Raw genomic sequence first — 20,664 nt, forward strand, 5'->3', positions numbered from 1 at the left:
CCCTCAATTGTCTGATATTTCCGTATTTTTAAAGTCGGGCTGCACGCTATCCCCGATCGCAATGCGCCCCGGCTCCAGCACTTCGGCATACCACCCGCCGTGCCCGCGCATCGCATTGTAACCGCCCGGCCCGAGCACTCGCTCCATCCGGGAGCACGGCGGACAGGGACCGGAGATCCTCAGCAGCGCGGTGCCGTAGCGGACGGGCACATCCCTGAGCGCGGCAAGGTTGATGCCGGCAATAACCAGGTTGCGCCGCACCTCCTCCGGGTTCACCTCGTCCCGACCGGAGAGCGCGGCGATGACCGAGAGGTGTTCCTGCTGAATCAGCGTCACCGCCCGCTTGCCGGCCCGAGCGTGGTCGCCGTCGAGGCCCGACAGCGTCACCTCCACCGTGTTCGGCGTCTCCATCGCCGCGAGCCGCACGGGCCGCAGTCCGATCCACGTCACCCGACCCTCCGACGCGTGGCGCGCACGAAGGTCGGCAAGAAGGCTCATTCGCTGAGTTCGACGATCACAAGTTCGCGTTCCGCCGCGCCTTTCGCGAAGGACAGTGCCTCCTGGTAGGCGTCCGAATAGTAGCAATCGTGCGCCGCCTGCATCGACGGGAACCGCGCCACCACGTTGCGCGGACGGTCCGGTCCTTCGAGCTGTTCGTAGGCACCACCCCGCGCGATGAAACGGCCGCCGTGGTCGGCGATCGCACCGGTCGCGCGCTTGGCATATTCGCCGTAAGCCTCCGCGTCGGAGACCTTCACATGGGCGATCCAGAGAGCCTCTGCCATCACTTCTCCTCCAGCACTTTTTCAGCCGCCGCGATCGCGGCATCGGCATTCGCGGCATCCTTGCCGCCACCTTGCGCCATGTCCGGCCGACCACCGCCGCCCTTGCCGCCGAGTTCCGCCACGGCCGCGCGGACAAGATCGACCGCCGACACGGTGCCGGTCAGGTCCCCGGTCACGCCAGCGGCAACCGCCGCCTTGCCGTCGGAGTCGGCGATCAGCAGGACCGCGCCGGAGCCAAGATCCGCCTTCATGCTGTCGATCAGCGACGGCAGGTCCTTGCCCGTCACACCGTTCATCACCTGCGCGATGAACTTCACGCCGTTGATCTCCTTCGCGGCGGGACCCTCCGCCGGGCCACCCGACAGGGCGAGCTGACGGCGCAGCTGTGCGACCTCGTTCTGCAGGGCGCGGCGTTCGTCCATCAGGGCGCGAACCCGGGCGGGCACATCCTCGGACGTCTTCAACAGGCCCTCGACTTCGGACAGGGCGATGTCGCGCCCGCGCAGCACCTTGCGGGCGGCGTCGCCGGTCAGCGCCTCGATGCGGCGGATGCCGGCGGCGGACGCGGTCTCGGACACGAGTGCGAAGAGTCCGATGTCGCCGGTGCGGGTGACATGCGTGCCGCCGCAAAGCTCGATCGAGTAGGTCCTGCCCTCCGGCCCCTTGCCGGTGTCCGCCTCGCCCATCGAGACAACGCGAACCTCGTCGCCGTACTTCTCGCCGAACAGCGCCTGCGCGCCGAGCGCACGTGCGTCGTCGGGCGTCATTATGCGCGTCGAGACGGCGGAATTCTGGCGGATCATCGCGTTCACGTCTCGTTCGATCGTGGCGATCTCCTCATCCGTCAGCGCCTTCTGATGCGAGAAGTCGAAGCGCAACCGGTCCGGCGCGTTCAACGATCCGCGCTGCGCAACGTGATCGCCGAGCGTCACGCGCAGCGCCTCGTTCAACAAGTGCGTGGCGGAGTGGTTGGCCCGGATGGTCGAACGGCGCTCATGGTCGACTTCGAGCGTCGCACCCTGCCCCTTGCCGATCTCGCCCTCGGTCACTTCGGCGAAATGGATGAAGAGCCCGGCCACCTTCTTCGTGTCGGTGATGCGAGCCGCGCCGCTCTCCGTGGTGAGGGTGCCGGCATCGCCGACCTGGCCGCCGGATTCCGCGTAGAACGGCGTCTGGTTCAGAACGATCTGTACCGTCTGGCCCTTGGTCGCGGTCGCGCTTTTCGCGCCGTCGGTGACGAGAGCGAGAATCTGGCCCTCGCTCTTTTCGTACTCGTAGCCGAGGAAGTCGGTGGACTCATTGTCGTCGGCGATGTCGAACCAGATCGTCTGGTCCGCCGTCTCGCCGCTGCCGGACCATGCGGCGCGGGCACGGGCCTTCTGCTCGGCCATGGCGCTGTCAAAACCGGCGGTGTCGACCTCGATCCCGCGGGAGCGCAGCGCGTCCTGCGTGAGGTCGAGCGGGAAGCCGAACGTGTCGTAGAGCTTGAAGGCCGTCTCGCCGGGCAGGCTCGACCCCTCACCGAAGTCGGCGGTTTCCTCGTCGAGCAGCTTCAGACCGCGGTCGAGAGTCTGGCGGAAGCGGACTTCCTCGGCCTGAAGCGTCTCCTCGATGGCACGCTGGCGCTCCCGCAGTTCCGGATAGGCGGCGCCCATCTGGGTGACGAGCGCCGGCACGAGCCGGTGCATCAGCGGGTCCTGAACGCCGAGAAGGTGCGCATGGCGCATGGCGCGACGCATGATCCGGCGCAGCACGTAGCCCCGGCCTTCGTTGCTGGGCAGGACGCCCTCGGCGATCAGGAAGGAGGTGGAACGCAGGTGATCGGCGATGACCCGGTGGTGCGTGATGTGCGCCTCGTCCGTCGATGTGTTCGACGCGTTGGCCGACGCCTCGATGATCGCCTTGAACAGGTCGGTCTCGAAGACGTTGTTGGTGCCCTGCAGGAGCGAGGAAATCCGCTCCAGCCCCATGCCGGTGTCGATCGACTGCGCCTCGAGCTCACGGCGGCTGCCGTCTTCGAACTGCTCGTACTGCATGAAGACGTTGTTCCAGATCTCGATGAACCGGTCGCCATCCTCGTCCGGGCTGCCGGGCGGACCGCCCCAGAATTTCTCACCGTGGTCGAAGAATATTTCGGTGCAGGGGCCGCACGGACCGGTCGGCCCCATCTGCCAGAAATTGTCCGAGGTGGGGATGCGGATGATGCGGTCGTCCGGCAGGCCCGCGACCTTCTTCCACAGATCGGCGGCCTCGTCGTCGGTATGGAACACGGTGACCAGCAGACGGTCCTTCGGGATGCCGAGCTCTTTCGTCACCATTTCCCAGGCGAAGGGGATGGCGGCCTCCTTGAAATAATCGCCGAAGGAGAAGTTGCCCATCATCTCGAAGAACGTCAGGTGCCGCGCGGTGTAGCCGACGTTGTCGAGGTCGTTGTGCTTGCCCCCCGCCCGGACGCATTTCTGCGCCGTGGTCGCACGGGTGTAGTCGCGCGTCTCGACACCGGTGAAGAGGTTCTTGAATTGCACCATGCCGGAGTTCGTAAACATCAACGTGGGATCGTTGCGCGGCACAAGCGGCGATGAATCGACGACTTCATGGCCCTGGCGGCGGAAGTAGTCGAGGAAGGTCGAGCGGATGTCGGCGAGGCTGGTCATCGGGTGGGTGTCCGTATCCTTGGTCGCAGGCGGTTTATCGCCGCGCCAATGGGGTGTCTACAGCCCGTTCCGGCGGAGGGCCGCGCGAACCCCCGGCGCAAGGTGGCCTGCCCTTGCAGAGCGGAGCGAAAATCATGACGTCATCACGAGGACGAGAGGGAACCTGCGATCCTGTCGGTTCGTTCATATGTCAGCGAAGCTCAATGATCGGGACGGGCATGACGCGCAAATTGTTCGCCACTTTGGCAATCGGAATGCTCGGCTTCTCCGCCAGTTCGGAGGAGAGCTTTGACGTGGCCTTTGCCGGGCCGCCCGAACAGATGCTGGAAGAATTGTCGACCACGGGCGAACTCGGCAAGCCGTTTGGACTATGGTCGCACGATGCAGCCGCCATCACTCGTCATCCGCCGCTCGATGTCACGGCGATCAATCTCGGGGCCGAGCCTCTGATCAATGGCGATGCGCTTGGTTTGTCCAATCTGGCCGGTAGCCTTGAGGCGCTCGACAAGGTGATCGCCGCGCGTTGACACTGGGGCTGCCGCCGGAGTTTGCGTTAGCCGTCTTTGTCGGAGAGCCGGAATGTTCAAGTCAAGTCGCACCGGCTCCCAATCCAACAGAAGTTGTCACTCTTCTCAGAGACTTAAGGCCGAACTTCTGGCTTGTATCGTCCAACGCATTGCTGGCAGCTGGCAGAGATTCCGGCCCTAGGTGGCTTTGACTGGTCTGCGGCTACCAGCGGATGAGGCGTTGCGACGACCGACCATGTCGCCAAGCATCCATCGCCTCTCGGCCTGAAATGCGAAAGGACGACCCGAAGGCCGTCCTCTTGCGTGAATTCATGCCCACCGGACAATCCGTTCCGAAGGATCGTCTCGCAGTCAGCGAACGCGCGACCCGGAGGTCGCCTCTCGTTCCCTACATCTCCACGAGATCATCGTCGTCCGAACCGGTGCTGTCGTTCTCGTCCATATGGAAATCGAGACCGTGCGCTGCGCGAATCTTGTCTTCGATGTCATAGGCGATGTTCGCGTTTTCCTTGAGGAACGTCTTGGCGTTCTCGCGACCCTGCCCGATCCGTTCATCTCCGTAGGAGAACCACGCGCCGGACTTCTCGACCACCCCGGCCTTCACGCCGAGGTCGAGCAATTCGCCGGTCTTTGAGATGCCCTCGCCGTACATGATGTCGAACTCGACCTGCTTGAACGGCGGGGCGACCTTGTTCTTCACAACTTTCACGCGGGTCTGGTTGCCGACGACCTCGTCACGGTCCTTGATCGCGCCGATACGGCGAATGTCGAGGCGGACGGAGGAATAGAACTTCAGCGCGTTGCCGCCCGTCGTCGTCTCGGGGCTGCCGAACATGACACCGATCTTCATCCGGATCTGGTTGATGAAGACGACCGTGCACTTGCTGCGAGCGATCGAGCCGGTGAGCTTGCGCATCGCCTGGCTCATCAGGCGGGCGTGGACACCGACGGAGCTGTCGCCCATGTCACCCTCGAGCTCACTCTTGGGCGTCAACGCGGCGACGGAATCGACGATCACCATCGAGACGGCGCCGGAGCGGACCAGCGTATCCGTAATCTCGAGCGCCTGTTCCCCCGTGTCGGGCTGGGAAATCAGCAGCTCGTCGAGGTTCACCCCGAGCTTCTTGGCGTATTGCGGATCGAGCGCGTGTTCGGCGTCGACGAAAGCGCAGACACCACCCTTCTTCTGCTCTTCCGCGACGCAATGGAGCGTCAGCGTCGTCTTGCCCGAGGATTCGGGACCGTAGATTTCCACGATCCGTCCCTTGGGAAGCCCGCCGATGCCGAGCGCGATGTCGAGACCGAGCGACCCGGTCGAAGTCGATTCGATATCCGCGAGCGGATTCGACGAGCCGAGCTTCATGATGGAGCCCTTGCCGAACTGACGCTCGATCTGCGCCAGCGCGGAATCCAGGGCCTTCTGCTTGTCTGCGGAACTCTTGTCGTTCTTCATGCTAAGAAGGTCTGCCGTTGCCATATTTTGGCTCCTTATCCCACACGCCCGGGGGGCGCGGCAATCGCTGCTTCGTTCGCCTCTTGTTCTCATCCGTATGAGACCAAAACAGGAACATAGCAACCCTTATCTTCGCTTGATGCAGTTGTGCGCCAAAGACGTTAAAGAGTGGTTCTCACAGGCGATCTAAAGGGCGGACGGCACGCATGTTGGTGTTCTGGAAGGAAAAACTGGTGTTCCTCGCGGTGCCGAAGACGGGCACGACGGCTTTGGAAGGGGCACTTGCACCGCGCGCTTCGATCGTTCTGCGCGACCCGCCGGAGCTGAAACACTCCGCCGTATACCGCTACAACCGCTGGCTCGACCCGTTCTTCGAGAAAGCCGGCGGCCAGAAGATGGAGACGCTTGCCGTCGTACGCCATCCGGTTGACTGGCTCGGCAGCTGGTTCCGCTACCGATCGCGCGAGGACCTGATCGGCCATCCCAACAGCACGCGAGACATGGATTTCGACGATTTCGTCAATGATTTCTGCAGGGGAACGCAGCCGCCGCACGCCGCGGTCGGCAGTCAGGCGAAGTTCCTGCTGAAACCCGACGGCAGCCTGGGCGTCGATCACCTCTTCCAGTACGAGCAGCAGGACAAGCTTGTCGCCTTCCTCGAAGACCGGCTTGGCGGGACCATCGAGATGAAGCGACTCAACGTGTCGCCGGCGATGGAGCTCGAGATTTCGCCCAAGATGGAGGAGAAATTCCGCCGGAAACGGCCGGAGGAGTTCGACGTCTGGGAAATGGGTGCGCGCTCCTGAACGATTACAGCGGCTTACAAGTCGAACTTCAGATTTCACATGAAGATATACACACTGTTCACCAGAGGTTGCTGGCATGTCTTTGAAAGATCATTGCCTTCAGATGTGGCCGATCAGAGCAATCTTCCGCTGATTTCACTCGTTGCAGAACGTCGCGCTCGCCTTGGCGGCGAACTTGTCATCCAATCTTCATACTAACGCCGGATGGCATCCGCTCTTCGCCACCGGCAACGTGGAGATGGATGATATGTCCATGGAATTCCTTGAGACGTCGGCCCGCTACCTCGGCCTGTCCCTGCGCGAGGTCCTGAAGGACGACGACGGCGTCATCTGCGACAGCGTCAGCGAGTCGATGCGGTCCCAAAAGACCGGATCGCCGAGCCCGCGGGACGGTGGGCAGCGCAGCGGCGCCGCCGAGGCCACCTGCGGCGGCTGAGACCGCTCAGTCCGTAAGGAACGGGTCGGCCGCCGCGGCTGTCATTGCGGCGCGGTATTCTTGCCTGAGACGCGCGCAGAGATCGGCTGCTGCAGGCAGGTCGCTGATCCCGCCGGTGCCCTGCCCGGCTGACCATACCGTGCTCCAGGCTTTTGCTTCGCCCTCCAGATTCATCCGGCCATGTTCGGGCAGATTGTTCGGATCGAGCCCCGCCGCGACGATCGAGGGTCGCAGGAAGTTGGCGTGAACGCCGGAAATCGCCGGTGTGTAGACGACATCCGCCGCGTGCGAGTCGATCACCATCTGCTTGTAGTCCGGATCGACCATCGCTTCGCGCGTCGCGATGAACCGCGTGCCGAGGTAGCCCATGTCGGCCCCCATCATCCGGGCCGCCGCGATCTGGGCACCGGTGTTGATCGCGCCGGACAGAACGATAGTGCCGGAGAATATCTCGCGTATCTCTGAGACGAGCGCGAACGGGCTATAGGTACCGGCGTGGCCGCCTGCCCCCGCCGCGACGGCAATGATCCCGTCGACCCCGGCCTCGACAGCCTTTTCGGCATGGCGTCGGTTGATGACGTCGTGGAAAACCAGTCCGCCGTAGGAATGCACGGCATCCACTACGTCCTTCACCGCACCGAGCGACGTGATGACGAGCGGCACCTGGTGCTGCACGACCACCTTCAGGTCCGCCTCGAGCCGGGGGTTGGAGCGGTGGACTATCAGGTTCACGCCATAGGGGGCGGCACCGGTACCGAGCCGGCTCTTGATCTGGTCCAGCCAGTCGGAAAAACCCTCCGTCTTGCGCTGGTTGAGGGCGGGAAAGGTCCCGACGACGCCGGAATTGCAGGTTTCGACGACCAGGTCGGGACCAGAGGCCAGAAACATCGGCGCGGCGATGGCAGGCAGGCCGAGTGGCGAGAGTCGTTCGGGTATGGGCATGCGCGGCTCCTCTGGCGGGCCGCCAAGACCTAGCAACGCGCGGCGCCCCTGTCACCGCGCGCCGCTGCGTCATCGCGGGCGCGTCAGGTGATGCGCTGGATGCTGGCGGCGATGCGGACGACCGTGACTTGGCGGAAGTCCATTACGCATGTCCGCCCGGCGAGGCCGTCAGGAACTCGCGCGGCGAGAGAGTTCGGGCTGGATAAGGATGTGTTCGGGCGTCGTGCGCCCTTCGATGCGGGACATCAGCGATTGCGCGGCCATGCGGCCGATCTCGCCGGCGCGTTGCTCCACGCTGCTCAGGCCGATCATCGAGAGGTTGGCGATCGGCGTGTTGTCGTAGCCGATCACGGCAAGGTCGCGGGGGACAACGATGCCGCGCGCGCGGGCGGCGTCCAGCAGCTGTATCGCGTGCTTGTCGCTCCAGACGAAGACGGCTGTCGGCGCCGGGTCGATATCGAAGAAGGCCTCGAGAGGCGGAGCGGGCTGGCCGTCCACTTCGCGGAAGTGCCAGACCTTGGCGCGATCGCCGAGGCCGGCCTCCGCCATCGCCTCCCGGAAGCCGAGTTCGCGTTCGGTATAGACCTCGAAACTGCCGCTGCGCGGCGGCAGCGAAGCCATGTGAATGTCGCGGTGTCCGGCTGCGACCAGCGAGCGCACGACCAGCCGAGCACCTTCCCGGTCGTCGGAATTCACCGTGTCGAAGGCCGTGGCCGAGGGTTCGTGATGCCCGATGACGACCGTGGGGATGTTGCGGGCATATTGCGCCAGCAACTCGCCGTGAAGACGGGGCGCGACGAGCACGAGCCCGTCCATCCTCATGTCCGTCATCGAATCGATCAGCGAGCCTTCGATCTTCATTTCGGCACCGCCGACACCCATCAGAAACTGGTAATTCGCGTCCTCCAGGGCGGGCTTCAGCCCCATGACGATCTGCGACAGGAACGGGTTCACCATCTCCACCAGCAGCACGCCGACGGTATAGGTGCGGCCACGCATTCCGCGCGCTGCCGTGCTTGGCCTGTAGCCCAGTTTCTCGATCGACGTCTGCACCTTGGCGCGGAGATGATCGCTGACGCCATAGGCGTTGCGCAGCACTTTCGAGACCGCGGCAACGGAGACGCCGGCGTCTTCGGCCACGCTCCGGATGGTCACCTTGCGGCGCTGTTGAACTGGTTTGTCCACTGTCCCCTCACCTTGGGCATCGGCCCCTTGGCGCGACCTTAGAATATTTTTCTCTTGCGCGACAGGTGGCGTGTGGAACAGTCTACGTAAAACGGTCTACGCGACTCGGAGGAGAGCTCGCCGAACACCGCCAAGGGAGGTTGGTGCGGACACGATCGTCTACCTCGAGTCCGAGGAGGCCGGCCCGCTGATCGCGCGGATCGAAGGGCACCGGACCTTCCCGGCGGGCACCTTGATCTGGGCCTCCCCCGATCGGAATCGCGAACACCGCTTCTGATCGGCTCACCCGGCCCCGCGTCATTCGCGTGCGGGGTCGGCTCAGGTAAGTTCGAAGAACGTCCCCACCGCGAAGGCGACTCCGCCCGCGATCACACCGACGATCACGATCTCGGCGACCGAACGCAGCGGACTGCCGCCCCCGACCCGGTGCTTGAGAAGACCAAGCAGGACCAGCGCCACAAGCGAGCCGATCAACGCCGTCCCGAAGGGGCCGATCCGGGTCAGCACGTCGATCTCGGGCAGCATGTAGGGCGCGAGCGGCAACGCCCCGAACGCGATGAATGAGGCGAAGGTGACCACCGCCTGTGTCACCATCCCCGTATCCCCGTCCGGCGACACGCCATGGTCCAGCGCGATCACCGCATGCGCCAGCGCGTCCGGCGCCTTGCGCAGCCGGTCGGTGACGGCGCGGGCGTCGTCCGCGGCCAGTCCCTGCGCGCCGAGCCGACGTTCCACGATCGCCGCCGCTTCATCCGGTCGGCGGGCCGCCATCTCGCGCATTGCCGCGTGCTCGGCGCGATCGACCTCTCGCTCCGACCGTTCGGAGATGTAATCGCCTAGGCCCATCGACGTGGCGTCCCCGAACAGGTTCGCCAGGCCGAACAGCAGCACGATTCCGGCCGCCAGGGGCGTCCCCGCTTCGCCGCCCGCCCCTTCGAAGCCGGCGATGACGGCGAAGGTGGTGACGATCCCGTCGTTGCCGCCGTAGACGATCTGCTTGAGGTAGCGTTTCAGTCCCAACGGCAGCCCTCGCCGCAACCGGTGGTCAGGATCAGCGGCGCGGACATCGGCGGACCTCTTTGTTGCCATCGCCCGGGCGGCGACCTCGTCGGATCATAACATGCCAGCGCAGCGCGGTGCCCAGTTTTGCCGCTCACACGAATTCAGGCAATCCGCAGAACGGGTCCACGGGGTTCTTGCCCTCGAACGACCGTTTGCCGGTCAGCGCGTCGACCACCGCCTGCTGCGCATCGAGGTGCGAGGAATAGGCGTTGATGTAACAGGGCATCCGCGTGACCTCGTAGAGGTAATAGGGATGTCCGAAGCTCACCATCAGAGACGGCACATCATGGGGTCGCCGCATCGCCGTCTTGAAGGAGCCATGCATCGCGAACCAGTCGAGCGTGATCGTCCCCCGCGTCAGGAGGCTCTCCTCCGCAAAGCAGTAGAGGATGAGGTCGTGGCCCTGCGGATCCACCGGCGTGCCCCAGTCGTGTTCCGTCACTTCGAAGCCCGCCGTGCGAAGCTGGTCGGGCAGATGCAATGGCAAGGGACCGGGCGCGAACGGGAAGATCACCCCTTTCGAGACGAGCAGTATCTTGCGGTGCGTCTCGGGCGACAGGGGAAGCAGGTCGTCGCGGTCACGCACCAGCGTGGGCAACCGCCGCATCAGGTCGCGCGACAGCTTGTCGTCGGCGTCGCGGTCCCGCGCCGGGCGCTCCCATGTATGGCGGCGGTGCAGCCCGACCGCCGCTTTGAGCGCCAGTTGCCGCCGGATGGCCTGCTCGATCCGCGCCCACGACAGACGTCCGTCGGCTAGCGCTGCCTCGACCACCTCGAGGTCGTAGGCGAAGTCGGAGGTGAACAGAACGATGTCGCAGCCCGCGTTCAGCATCGCCACGACCGACTCCGCGCGCGTCATCCAGGAGGTCAGGCCAGCCATCTCCGAGGCGTCGGAAACGACGATCCCCCGGAAGCCGAGCCGCTTTCGCAGCAAACCCTCAATCAGGTGCCGGTTCACGGTCGCTGGCTGGTAATGCTCTTCCGTCTCCTTCTCGCCGAGGACCTCGCGCATGTAGGACGGTAGAGCGATATGACCGGGCATCACCGCCATGACGCCGCCCTCTTCGAACATCGTGCGGTAGAGCTTGCCGTAGGTCTCCTCCCACTCGGCCATCGAGAGCGGATTGACCGTGGTGACGAGGTGCTGGTCGCGCTCGTCGTAACCTTCGCCGGGGAAGTGCTTGGCCGTCGCGGCGCAGGTCTCCGACGCAAGACCACGCACATGGGCCAGCGCATGGCGCCGGATCTTTGCCGGGTCCGACCCGAAGCTGCGGGTGCCGACGATCGCGGAGCGGAACCGGGCGTTGATGTCGATGCAGGGCGTGAAGGACCAGTTGATCCCGAAATGAGCCGCCTGATGCGCCATGATCCGGCTCATCTGCTCGGTCGCGGCCGGCTCGTCGATGGCCGCGAAGCCGAGCGGGTTCGGTGCGGGGCTGGCGCCCGGCGGGGTCATCAGGCTGCCTTCGAGGTCGGCGGTGACCAGCAGCGGCACGGGGTTGGCGTCGTCGAAGCGCGCGATCAGGGCCTGCGCCTCGGCGGGCGTGTCCGCACCGCGGATCGCGACGGAGCCGGGCGCCATCGCCGCGATCCGGGTACATCCCTCGCTGTCGCTCGCATCCAGCATCACGTTGAAGCACTGGGCCATCTTCTCGCGGTCGGACATGGCGGCGAGGCGGTCCTCGACCCAGTCCGCGCCTTCGCGATCGAGGTTGAAGGGTGCTTTGGTGAAATCGTCCATCTGGGCCTCCCTGTCCCGGCGGCGAAGGGCCGCCGGTTCTCCCGGATCGGACCTTCGCACAACCGCTTCCGGGCTGTAAGACCGCACTGCCGAGCCGGCCGCCAAGGAGACCGCGATGACCGAGAAATTCCGCCCCCGCCTGCACTTCACGCCAAGCGTCGGCTGGATGAACGATCCCAACGGCATGATCCGCAGCGCCGGATACTGGCATCTCTTCTTCCAGTACGACCCCGACAGCATCACCCACGGTCCGATGCACTGGGGCCACGCGCGAAGCCGCGACCTGACGACGTGGGAAGAGTTGCCGGTCGCGCTCTACCCCGATGACCTCGGCACCTGTTTCTCGGGCAGCGCGGTCGAGACGCCAGAGGGCGAGGTGAAGCTCTTCTACACGTCTCACCGCCTCGACGGCGAGGGCCGCGATTTCCAGCAGCAATGCCTCGTCCATGCCGATCTCGGTGCCGGAACTTTCGACAAGGATCCCGGGAATCCGGTCATTCCGAACCCCGGCCTCGTGGCGTTCCGTGATCCGAAGGTCATCCGCATCGACGCGGGTTGGGTCATGCTGGTGACCGAGGGACAGACGGTCGGCTTCTACGGCTCCGACGACTTGCGGACATGGCGGCACCTGTCGAGTTTCGGCGAGGGCGAAGGCCGCCACAGCGACGAGCCGTGGGAATGCCCCGACCTCGTCCCGCTCACCGCTCCGGATGGGTCCGAAGTCTGGATGCTCATCATCGGGGTGAATCCCGGCGCCTATGCGGAAGGGTCGGGCACGCAGTATTTCCTCGGCCAGTTCGACGGATTGCGCTTCGAGAACCTGAACCCGCCGGAAACCGAACTCTGGCTCGACCACGGGCGCGACTACTACGCCGCGCAAACCTTCTTCGAGCGGGACCCCTCCGGGCCGCCCGTCGCCATCGGCTGGGCGAGCAACTGGCGCTATGCCAAGCAGACCCCGACCGAGGCATTCCGGGGTGTCATGTCCCTGCCCCGCGCGCTGCAACTGGTGGAGACGCAGGACGGGCTGCGCGTCGCGGCGTCGTTGCCCGACGAGGTCCGCAAGGCCGTCATAGGGTCCGACGATCCCGCTGTGCAGCTTGCGGAGACGACGATCGAGCTCGGCGAGAGGCAGGTCCTTTCCGTCACGCTGTTCGGTGAGGCGGAGCCGCAGTTCATGATCGAGCGCCCCGCGCCGGATCGCGTCCGGGTTCGCACCCTGAGACCGGAGGACCCGACCCTGCCGACCTTCGGGCACGATTACGACGTGACCTCTCCTTGGAGCGGGCCGCTGCCGGTGATGGTCCTCATGGATCACGGGCTGGTCGAGCTCTGCGCCGGTGACGGGCGCCTCTGGCTGACGAACCTGTTCTACCCGGATGCGCCGGAGGCCTCCGCACGGTTCGACGTGTGGGGCTGAGCCCCGTCAATTCATCGACAGGGCGCCCTGCACCGCCTCGAAATCGAACAACCTCTGGGTCGCGAGCGCGGCGGCACCTCGGGCCCACGCCGCCTCGTCCCAGTCGGTGATGATCTCGACATGGTCGGCCATGATCGTGTCCTTCAGGCTCTCCTGAAGCGGCATCAGGAACGCCGCGCCGAGTTCCGTCGCCTCGCCGCCGATCAGCAGCATCGTCGGGTCGATGGTCGAGCAATAGATCGCCGCGACCCGACCGATCGCTTCTCCGGACTCGCGCGCGATGCGAAGCGCGTCGGACTCGCCGGCCTTGATGGCCGCGAGGAATTCCGCCCTGCCGCCCTTGCTCCAGCGCTCGACCATACCGCCCTCGGCATGGAGCGATTGCAGGCATCCGCGCCGGCCGCACTCGCAAAGCGGGCCGTCCGGCGCGATCCGGATGTGGCCGATCTTTCCCGCCGCCCCGTAGGCGCCCCGCCGGACGCCGCCCTCGACGATCGAGGCCGCGGCGACCCCCTCGCCAACTGCGAGCACGGCGGAGGTTCCGCTGTGCCGAGCCGCGCCGAACAGGAACTGCGCCAGTGCGAAGGCGTGGACGTCGTCGTCCACCCAGACCGGAACTTCGACCCGCGCGGCCAGCATCCTTGCGAGCTGCACGTTCCGCCAACCGAGCCGGAAAGAGCGCAGCACCTTGCCCGTCTCGGCCTGCACCGCGCCGGGAATGCCGACCCCGATGCCGATGATCGGCGCGCCGCGCCCGGTGTTCTTGGCCTCCAGCAACTCCACCGCCGTGGCGATCGCCTCGACAAGGCCGGGCGGGCTGGTGTCCTCAAGCGGCACGACGACCGTCTCCAGAACCTGGGTCGAAAGGTCGGTGAGCACGCATTGCAGAGACGACCCGCGCACCCGCACGCCGACGGCGAACCCGGCGTCGTACTTGATCTCGAGCGGGATCGGGCGACGGCCCGGCGCGCCGGCGCTCGTCTCGCCCTCCAGCAGGAGACCCTCGTCCAGCATCTCGTTCACGACGGATGTGATCGCGGCGCGGCTCAGACCGATCTGACCGGCGAGTTCTGCCCGGCTGAGACCGGGCTTCATCCTCAACAAACCAAGGACGGACCGCCGGTTCAGCGCCCGCGAGGTTTCCTGTCCGCCCTTCAGAACTGGCCTCGAACTCATTGTTAGCTTTCTAAATTAACTATTGATCTTCATAGGCGCCTGCCCATAGCGTCGTCAACATTCGATGCGGAATCGGGACACGAAGAGATGTCCGATCCCGCATAATCGTGGGAGGAAATCGAATGACCAGACGACATTTCTCGCGTCGCGGGGCCCTCAAGCTCGGCGCCGGACTGACCGCCAGCGCGCTCGCCACACCGGCTTTCGCCCAGTCGAGATCGCTGCGAATCATCAACGACACGAACGCCGGCGAAGAGCGTGACGGCTTCATCGAGGTCGTCGAAGGCTTCCAGGAGGAAAGCGGCGTGGAGGTGGACCTCAGCTTCATCGATCACGAGGCCCACAAGACCGCCATTCGCAACTACCTCGTCGCCGACGCCCCCGACATCTGTTTCTGGTTCTCCGGCAACCGCATGAGAACCTTCGTCGAACGTGATCTGTTCCTCGACATTACCGATTTCGTGCAGGAGCAAGGCTATCCGGACGTCCTCGGCGGCGTGATCTCCGCCGTGACCATCAACGACCGCCAATGGGGCCTGCCGCTGAACGGTACGCTCTGGGGCAACTGGTACCTCTCCAACGTCTTCGATGAGATGGGCCTCACCCCGCCCGAGGACTGGGACGGCATGATGGCATTCGTCGACCAGACGAAGGGCATGGGCCTCGTGCCGATGACGCTCGGCACCAAGGAACTCTGGCCGGCGGCCGGTCTCTTCGACCAGTTCAGCCTGCGCACCGTGGGTCTCGAGACGCATATGGCGCTGATGAACGGCGAGATCGCCTATACCGATCCGCAGCTCGCCCCGATCTTCGAACACTGGGAAGAGATGATAAACGCCGGCGCTTTCCTCGAGAACCACACGTCCTTCACGTGGCAGGAGGCGGCGGCCCTGCTCGGCCGGCGCGAAGCGGCGATGATCAACCTCGGCCCGTTCGTGAACAGCGCGATCCCGGATGCGGACAAGAAGTTCCTGACCTACACGCCGTTCCCGAAGATTGCCGACATCCCGCGCTTCGAGGATTTCTCGACCGACTCCGTCCACATCCCCGCCCGCGCGGAGAACCCGGAAGTCGCCAAGGAGTTTCTCGAGTACTACTACCGCCCCGAGAACCTGATGAAGACGATCGGCCCCGCCGGCGCCGTGCCGCCGAGGAACGACGTCCCCGCCGGGGACAACCCGCTCGTCAACCAGGCAGTCGAGGCGCTCCGCTCCGTCGAGGGCACCGCGCAGTACTACGACCGGGATACCAACCCGGACATGGCGCAGGCCGGCCTCAACGGCTTCCAGGAATTCATGGTCCGGCCCGAGCGGCGCGACCAGATCCTGCAGCGGCTCGAACAGACCCGTCAACGGATCTACGGCGACATCTGACGCCTCCGACCCGACCGACACGAACCGGCGCAGCCCATCGCTGCGCCGGTCTCTCCCTTCACGTCCGGAGGACCGATGTCCGACATGTGGAAACGTAACCGAAGCTGGCTCTGGCCGACGATCTTCATCCTGCCGGCGGTGATCCTGTTCGGCGTGGTGATCGTCTGGTCGTCGCTGCAATCGCTGTGGATCTCGCTGCACCAGTGGGACGGCCTCGGCCCCAAGGTCTGGGTCGGCATCGACAATTACCGAGAGCTGTTCCGTGACCCGCAGTTCTTCACCGCCCTGAAGAACAACGTGATCTGGCTGGTGATGTTCATGCTGGCGCCGCCTCTCGGCCTCGCGATCGCGCTGCTGGTCAATCAGAAGATCGCCGGCATGCGGTTCGCCAAATCGCTGTTCTTCACACCGCTGGTGCTCGCCTCCGTCGCCGTCGGCGTCGTCTTCACCTGGGTCTACACGCCCCGCTTCGGGCTGCTGGCGCTCGCCTATTCCGCTTTCGGGGCAGAAGCCCCTGCCCTGCTGTCCGATCCCGACCTCGTCACCTTTGCCATCGTCGGTGCCGCGCTCTGGCCGCAGATCGCCTTCTGCATGATCCTCTACCTCGCCGGGCTCAACAACCTCAGCGAAGAGCTGATCGGCGCCGGTCGCGTTGACGGCGCGAAGGGCTGGGACATGCTGCGCCACGTCGTGCTGCCGCAGCTCAAGGAAGTCACCTTCATCGCCATCGCCATCACCGCGATCGGCGCGCTGCGCTCGTTCGACATGATCTCGGTGATGACGCAGGGCGGACCGTTCGGGTCGTCCTCGGTGCTCGCCTACGAGATGTATGAGCAGTCTATCTTCTCCTATCGCTTCGGCTACGGCGCGGCGATCGCGGCGGTCCTGTTCGTCATCATGCTTGTCTTCATCGGCTGGTATCTCAGCCGGATCATGCGCGCGGAGGACCTTCGCTGATGTATCCCCGTCCTATTCCCGAAACCGCCAAGGGCGCCCGCTTCACCTACGGAGCCTTTGTATGGGTCATCCTGCTGCTGTGGCTCGCCCCGCTGTTCGCGATCTTCCTGACGTCCGCCCGCACGGCGGAGGACATTGCCGCCGGCAACCTCTGGGGCATTCCGACCGAAATCGGCCTCGTCGACAACTACATCGGAGTGTTCCAGCTCACGCCGATGACGAGCTACTACTGGAACTCCATCCTGATGACGGTGCCGTCGGTGATCCTCGTGCTCGCACTATCGACGCTGGCCGGGTTCGTGCTGTCGAAATACCGTTTTCCGGGGAACATGCTGCTGTTCGGCATCTTCATCGGTGGCAACTTCCTGCCCGCGCAGATCATGATGATCCCGGTGCGCAACCTGATGGTGAACCTCGGCGTCTACGACACCGTCTGGGCGCTGGTGATCTTCCACGTCGCCTTCCAGACCGGCTTCGCCACGCTCTTCATGCGCAACTTCATCGCCGCGCTCCCACGAGAGCTGTTCGAGGCGGCGCGGGCCGAGGGCTGCTCGCCGATGCAGATCCTCGTCCACGTGGTCTTCCCGTTGGTCCGCCCGGCACTCGCCGCGCTGGCGATCCTGACCTTCACCTTCATCTGGAACGACTATTTCTGGGCCGTGGTCCTGACCATCAGCGACAGCGTGAAACCGGTGACCGCCGGACTCGCCTCGCTCAGGGGCCAGTATTACTCCGCCTGGAACCTGTTGTCGGCCGCGACCGTCATCGTCGCGATCCCGCCGGTCGTCCTCTTCTTCTTCATGCAACGTCACTTCGTATCGGGCCTCACCATGGGCGCGGTGAAGGGCTGAACCGGAGGCTTACGCCATGAGCAGTCTCGAACTCGAGAACATCAACAAGTCCTACGGTGGCTTCCAGGTCCTCAAGGACATCAACCTCAGCGTCGAGGAAGGCGAATTCATCGTCATGGTCGGCCCTTCGGGATGTGGCAAGTCCACGTTGCTGAAGTGCATCGCCGGGCTGGAGCCGATCGAGGAAGGCGCGATGCGCATCAAGGGCGGGGACGTCACGAAGATGGAGCCGGGCGACCGCGACATCGCGATGGTCTTCCAGAGCTATGCGCTCTACCCGCACATGACGGTGGCCGAGAACATGGGCTTCGGTCTGCGGATGGCCAAGCGGCCCAAGGCCGAGATCAAGGACGGCGTCGATCGCGCCGCCCGGATCCTGCGGCTCGAGGACCAGCTCGACAAGCGGCCCGCACAATTGTCGGGCGGCCAGCGCCAGCGCGTCGCCATTGGTCGCGCGATCACCCGCTCCCCCGCCGTCTTCCTGTTCGACGAGCCGCTGTCCAACCTCGACGCCGCCCTGCGCACGCAGATGCGGGTGGAGCTGTCGACCCTGCATGCCCAGCTCGGCGCGACGATGATCTACGTCACTCACGACCAGACCGAGGCGATGACGATGTCCGACCGCATCGTCGTGTTGAACGGCGGCCGGATCGAGCAGGTTGGCACGCCGGAAGAGCTCTACGTCAATCCCCGCAACCAGTTCGTGGCGAGCTTCCTCGGCGCGCCCCGGATGAACTTCTTCGAAGGCACCGTCGCCGGATCCGGCGCGGGCGTGCTGACGGTGGAGCTTCCCGGCCTCGGCCGCATCGACGTGCCCTCCGTCGACAACGCCCCGGTGCACACGGGTGACACGATCAGCGTCGGAATCCGGCCCGAACACATGCGCATCGCACGCGGCGACGGCCCCCGCGTCTCGGCGAAGGTCCGGCTGGTCGAATACCTCGGCAAGGAGACGATCGTCTACGCCGACGCCACGCCCCTGGCCTGCACCTCGTCGGAGACCGGCACGGACAACGTCACCGTACACTTGCCCGAAGTCAGACACCTGACCGCCGACGACACGATCGAGATCAGCATCGACCCGGCCGATGTCTACCTCTTTGGCGGAGAGGACGACGCTACCCTCACCGCCTCGAAATAACCCGACACGACAAGGGAGTACCCCATGAAGTTCAACCGCAACGACAGGCCGATCTCGGTCTGGCGGCCCATCGACACGGACACGTTCCTCGTCGGGGCGCCCCATTACCCCGAACATGTCGACGACAGTTTCCTCGAACGCGACGCCGAGCGGATGAAGGCGGCGGGCTTCAACATCGTCCGCATGGCCGAGTTCGCCTGGCACATCATGGAGCCGCGTGAGAACACCTACGATTTCTCGCTGTTCGACCGCGCGATCGAAGTGCTCGGCAAGCACGGGATCAAGACGATCCTCTGCACACCGACCGCCACCCCGCCCCGCTGGCTGACACAGCATTACCCCGAGGTGCTGCGCACCGACGTGCGCGGCCGCCCGGCAAGCCACGGCTCCCGCCAGCACGCCGACACGTCGAGCCCGGTCTACCGCACCCACTCGCAGCGGATCACCCGAGTCATGTCCGAACATTACCGCGACAACCCCCATGTCGTCGGCTGGCAGACAGACAACGAGCTGAACACTTCCACCTCGCTTTCCTACTCCGAGGTCACGCGGCGCGAGTTTCAGAAGTTCCTCGAAGACCGCTACGACAACGACATCGCGAAGCTGAACTTCGCGTGGGGCGGGGACTTCTGGGCGACGGCCTACGACAACTTCGATCAGGTCGTGCTGCCGCTCGACAACGCGCCGGTGTCTTGCAGTCCCGGACACGTGCTCGATTACCACCGCTTCCTCGCCTTCGCGACGGCACGATTCCAGTCCGACCAGATCGAGATCCTCCGCGAAGTGAACCCCGAGTGGTTCATCTTCCACAATCTCGGACGGATGACCGACATCGACTTCCGCGGCCCCTTCAGCCGCGAGCTCGACTTCAACGCCTACGACTTCTACCCGCTTCTTCATGACGAGATGCAGCGGCTCGGCGGGCCGGGGCTGGTCCATTCCCAGCATCTCGACGTCGCGCGCAGCCATTCGGGCAACTTCATCGTCCCCGAACAGCAGTCCGGGTTCGGCTCCCAGCCGCCGTTCTCCACCCTGACGCCGGAACCGGGCGAGATGCGGCGGATGGCCTATTCCTCCGTCTCGCGCGGCGCGGACGGGGTGATGTTCTTCCGCTGGCGCCCGGCGCATTTCGGGGCGGAAATCTACTGGATGGGCGTGATCGACCACGACGACATCCCGCGCCGCCGCTACGACGAGGCGAAGCAGTTCGCCGGTGAAGTGACCGCGATGAAGGACAAGCTGCTCGGCACTCATGTCCGGATGGATGTCGGCATCGCCGGCGCGGACTTCGACAACGAGGAAGCGCACAAGACCTACGCCATGGGCCTGCCGAGCCCGCATGACGATGCGCTGATCCTGCATTCCCACTGCTACCGGCGTGGCATCGCGGCGGGCTTCATCCATCCCGAGGACGACCTGTCGCCGCTCAAGGTGCTCTACGTGCCGCACTGGCTGATCTGGCGCGAGGAATGGACGGCCAAGCTCGAGGCCTGGGTCAGGGCCGGCGGCACGCTGATCCTGTCGGCCCGCACCGGGTCGCGCGACATCAACAATCACGTCATCCATGACCCCGCCCCGGGCAAGCCGCTCACCGCGCTGGCCGGCGTCACGGTAGAGGAGTTCGGGCGTCTCACCCCTCCGGATGCCGACGGCCTGTTTGCGCTCGGCGGCATGTACGACACCAATGGCAAGCGCGTGGTGAAGCAGACGGAATCGAGCCGCCGCAAGTATCGCTTCCGCCTCGGCAACCAGGAGTTCACGGCTGCCCACATGTACGAACACCTGTCGCTCTCGGACGGAGCCGAGCCGGCGGGCGAATGGTCGAACCGCTGGCTCGAGGGGCAGCCCGTGATCTCGCGCCGTGCGGTCGGCGAGGGTCAGGTCATCTATGTCGGCACCTACCTCACCGAGGACATGATGCCGGCCTTCGAGGACCAGTTCATCGCGCCCGCCGGCGTCACGCCGATGCTAGAAGATCTGCCGGAGGGGATGGAGGTTTCCATGCGGCAGTCCGATGACCGTCGCTTGCTGTTCGTGCTGAACACGACGTCGGAGCCGCTGGACGTGCCCGCGGGCCTTGAAGGCTCCGCGCTGATCGACGACCGCAAGGGCAATGCGCTGCAGGGCTACGGCGTGCTGGTGCTGGAACTCTGAT

The 20,664-nt window shown here is 65.1% G+C and carries 18 protein-coding genes; 9 read left to right on the forward strand and 9 right to left on the reverse strand.

Annotated elements, in window-relative coordinates:
* Positions 1 to 3: 3 nt before the first annotated feature.
* From I8N54_RS11225 to alaS, 3 genes are read right to left on the reverse strand one after another with little or no spacing between them, the layout of a single operon-like run.
* Entirely contained in the window at positions 4 to 498 is a 495-nt protein-coding gene (locus I8N54_RS11225; RefSeq protein ID WP_140192477.1) for an MOSC domain-containing protein, read from the reverse strand.
* Entirely contained in the window at positions 495 to 785 is a 291-nt protein-coding gene (locus tag I8N54_RS11230) for a DUF1330 domain-containing protein (RefSeq protein WP_140192476.1), read from the reverse strand. The genes I8N54_RS11225 and I8N54_RS11230 overlap by 4 nt, the downstream gene beginning before the upstream one ends.
* Positions 785 to 3,439 carry an alanine--tRNA ligase gene (gene alaS / locus I8N54_RS11235; RefSeq protein WP_140192475.1) on the reverse strand — a complete coding sequence of 885 codons (2,655 nt, stop codon included), beginning with the start codon at positions 3,437 to 3,439 and terminating at the stop codon, positions 785 to 787. The genes I8N54_RS11230 and alaS overlap by 1 nt, the downstream gene beginning before the upstream one ends.
* A gap of 218 nt (positions 3,440 to 3,657) precedes the next feature.
* On the opposite strand from alaS, the gene I8N54_RS11240 reads away from it, so the two are divergent.
* Positions 3,658 to 3,966, forward strand: coding sequence for a hypothetical protein (locus tag I8N54_RS11240; protein WP_140192474.1), 309 nt, complete (start codon positions 3,658 to 3,660; stop codon positions 3,964 to 3,966).
* 388 nt (positions 3,967 to 4,354) lie between these two features.
* Here the strand turns inward: I8N54_RS11240 and recA are convergent, their stop codons facing one another.
* Positions 4,355 to 5,443, reverse strand: a complete 1,089-nt coding sequence (gene recA, locus I8N54_RS11245; protein WP_140192473.1) for a recombinase RecA — start codon at positions 5,441 to 5,443, stop codon at positions 4,355 to 4,357.
* A 182-nt stretch (positions 5,444 to 5,625) separates the two neighbouring features.
* Here recA and I8N54_RS11250 point away from each other — a divergent pair, with 182 nt between their 5' ends.
* Complete coding sequence (locus tag I8N54_RS11250; RefSeq protein ID WP_140192472.1) at positions 5,626 to 6,225, forward strand: sulfotransferase family protein; 600 nt, start codon at positions 5,626 to 5,628, stop codon at positions 6,223 to 6,225.
* 253 nt (positions 6,226 to 6,478) lie between these two features.
* Positions 6,479 to 6,661, forward strand: coding sequence for a hypothetical protein (locus I8N54_RS11255; RefSeq protein WP_232790389.1), 183 nt, complete (start codon positions 6,479 to 6,481; stop codon positions 6,659 to 6,661).
* Between the two features lie 6 nt (positions 6,662 to 6,667).
* Here the strand turns inward: I8N54_RS11255 and I8N54_RS11260 are convergent, their stop codons facing one another.
* From I8N54_RS11260 to I8N54_RS11275, 4 genes are all read right to left on the reverse strand, one after another.
* A complete protein-coding gene (locus I8N54_RS11260) occupies positions 6,668 to 7,603 on the reverse strand; it encodes an NAD(P)H-dependent flavin oxidoreductase (RefSeq protein ID WP_140192470.1) in 936 nt (311 codons plus the stop codon).
* A gap of 168 nt (positions 7,604 to 7,771) precedes the next feature.
* Entirely contained in the window at positions 7,772 to 8,788 is a 1,017-nt protein-coding gene (locus I8N54_RS11265; protein WP_140192469.1) for a LacI family DNA-binding transcriptional regulator, read from the reverse strand.
* A gap of 318 nt (positions 8,789 to 9,106) precedes the next feature.
* Positions 9,107 to 9,808, reverse strand: coding sequence for a VIT1/CCC1 transporter family protein (locus I8N54_RS11270; protein WP_197097414.1), 702 nt, complete (start codon positions 9,806 to 9,808; stop codon positions 9,107 to 9,109).
* Between the two features lie 133 nt (positions 9,809 to 9,941).
* Entirely contained in the window at positions 9,942 to 11,591 is a 1,650-nt protein-coding gene (locus I8N54_RS11275; protein WP_140192467.1) for a glycoside hydrolase family 3 protein, read from the reverse strand.
* A gap of 115 nt (positions 11,592 to 11,706) precedes the next feature.
* Between I8N54_RS11275 and I8N54_RS11280 the strand changes: the two genes are divergently transcribed.
* A complete protein-coding gene (locus I8N54_RS11280) occupies positions 11,707 to 13,011 on the forward strand; it encodes a glycoside hydrolase family 32 protein (RefSeq protein ID WP_140192466.1) in 1,305 nt (434 codons plus the stop codon).
* A gap of 6 nt (positions 13,012 to 13,017) precedes the next feature.
* Here the strand turns inward: I8N54_RS11280 and I8N54_RS11285 are convergent, their stop codons facing one another.
* A complete protein-coding gene (locus tag I8N54_RS11285; protein WP_140192465.1) occupies positions 13,018 to 14,187 on the reverse strand; it encodes an ROK family transcriptional regulator in 1,170 nt (389 codons plus the stop codon).
* A 122-nt stretch (positions 14,188 to 14,309) separates the two neighbouring features.
* Between I8N54_RS11285 and I8N54_RS11290 the strand changes: the two genes are divergently transcribed.
* The 5 genes from I8N54_RS11290 (at position 14,310) to I8N54_RS11310 (ending at position 20,663) form a co-directional block, all read left to right on the forward strand.
* Positions 14,310 to 15,560: an ABC transporter substrate-binding protein gene (locus I8N54_RS11290; protein WP_140192464.1), complete on the forward strand. Its 1,251-nt coding sequence runs from the start codon at positions 14,310 to 14,312 to the stop codon at positions 15,558 to 15,560.
* Positions 15,561 to 15,644: 84 nt separating this feature from the next.
* Positions 15,645 to 16,517 carry a carbohydrate ABC transporter permease gene (locus I8N54_RS11295; RefSeq protein ID WP_231592344.1) on the forward strand — a complete coding sequence of 291 codons (873 nt, stop codon included), beginning with the start codon at positions 15,645 to 15,647 and terminating at the stop codon, positions 16,515 to 16,517.
* Positions 16,517 to 17,368: a carbohydrate ABC transporter permease gene (locus I8N54_RS11300; RefSeq protein ID WP_140192462.1), complete on the forward strand. Its 852-nt coding sequence runs from the start codon at positions 16,517 to 16,519 to the stop codon at positions 17,366 to 17,368. Before I8N54_RS11295 ends, I8N54_RS11300 begins: the two co-directional genes overlap by 1 nt.
* Before the next feature lie 16 nt (positions 17,369 to 17,384).
* Positions 17,385 to 18,509: an ABC transporter ATP-binding protein gene (locus I8N54_RS11305; protein ID WP_140192461.1), complete on the forward strand. Its 1,125-nt coding sequence runs from the start codon at positions 17,385 to 17,387 to the stop codon at positions 18,507 to 18,509.
* A 24-nt stretch (positions 18,510 to 18,533) separates the two neighbouring features.
* On the forward strand, positions 18,534 to 20,663 hold the full coding sequence (locus I8N54_RS11310) for a beta-galactosidase (protein WP_140192460.1): 2,130 nt from the start codon (positions 18,534 to 18,536) through the stop codon (positions 20,661 to 20,663).
* Position 20,664: the final 1 nt, after the last annotated feature.

The organism is Pelagovum pacificum (genome assembly GCF_016134045.1).
Taxonomy (GTDB): domain Bacteria; phylum Pseudomonadota; class Alphaproteobacteria; order Rhodobacterales; family Rhodobacteraceae; genus Oceanicola; species Oceanicola pacificus_A.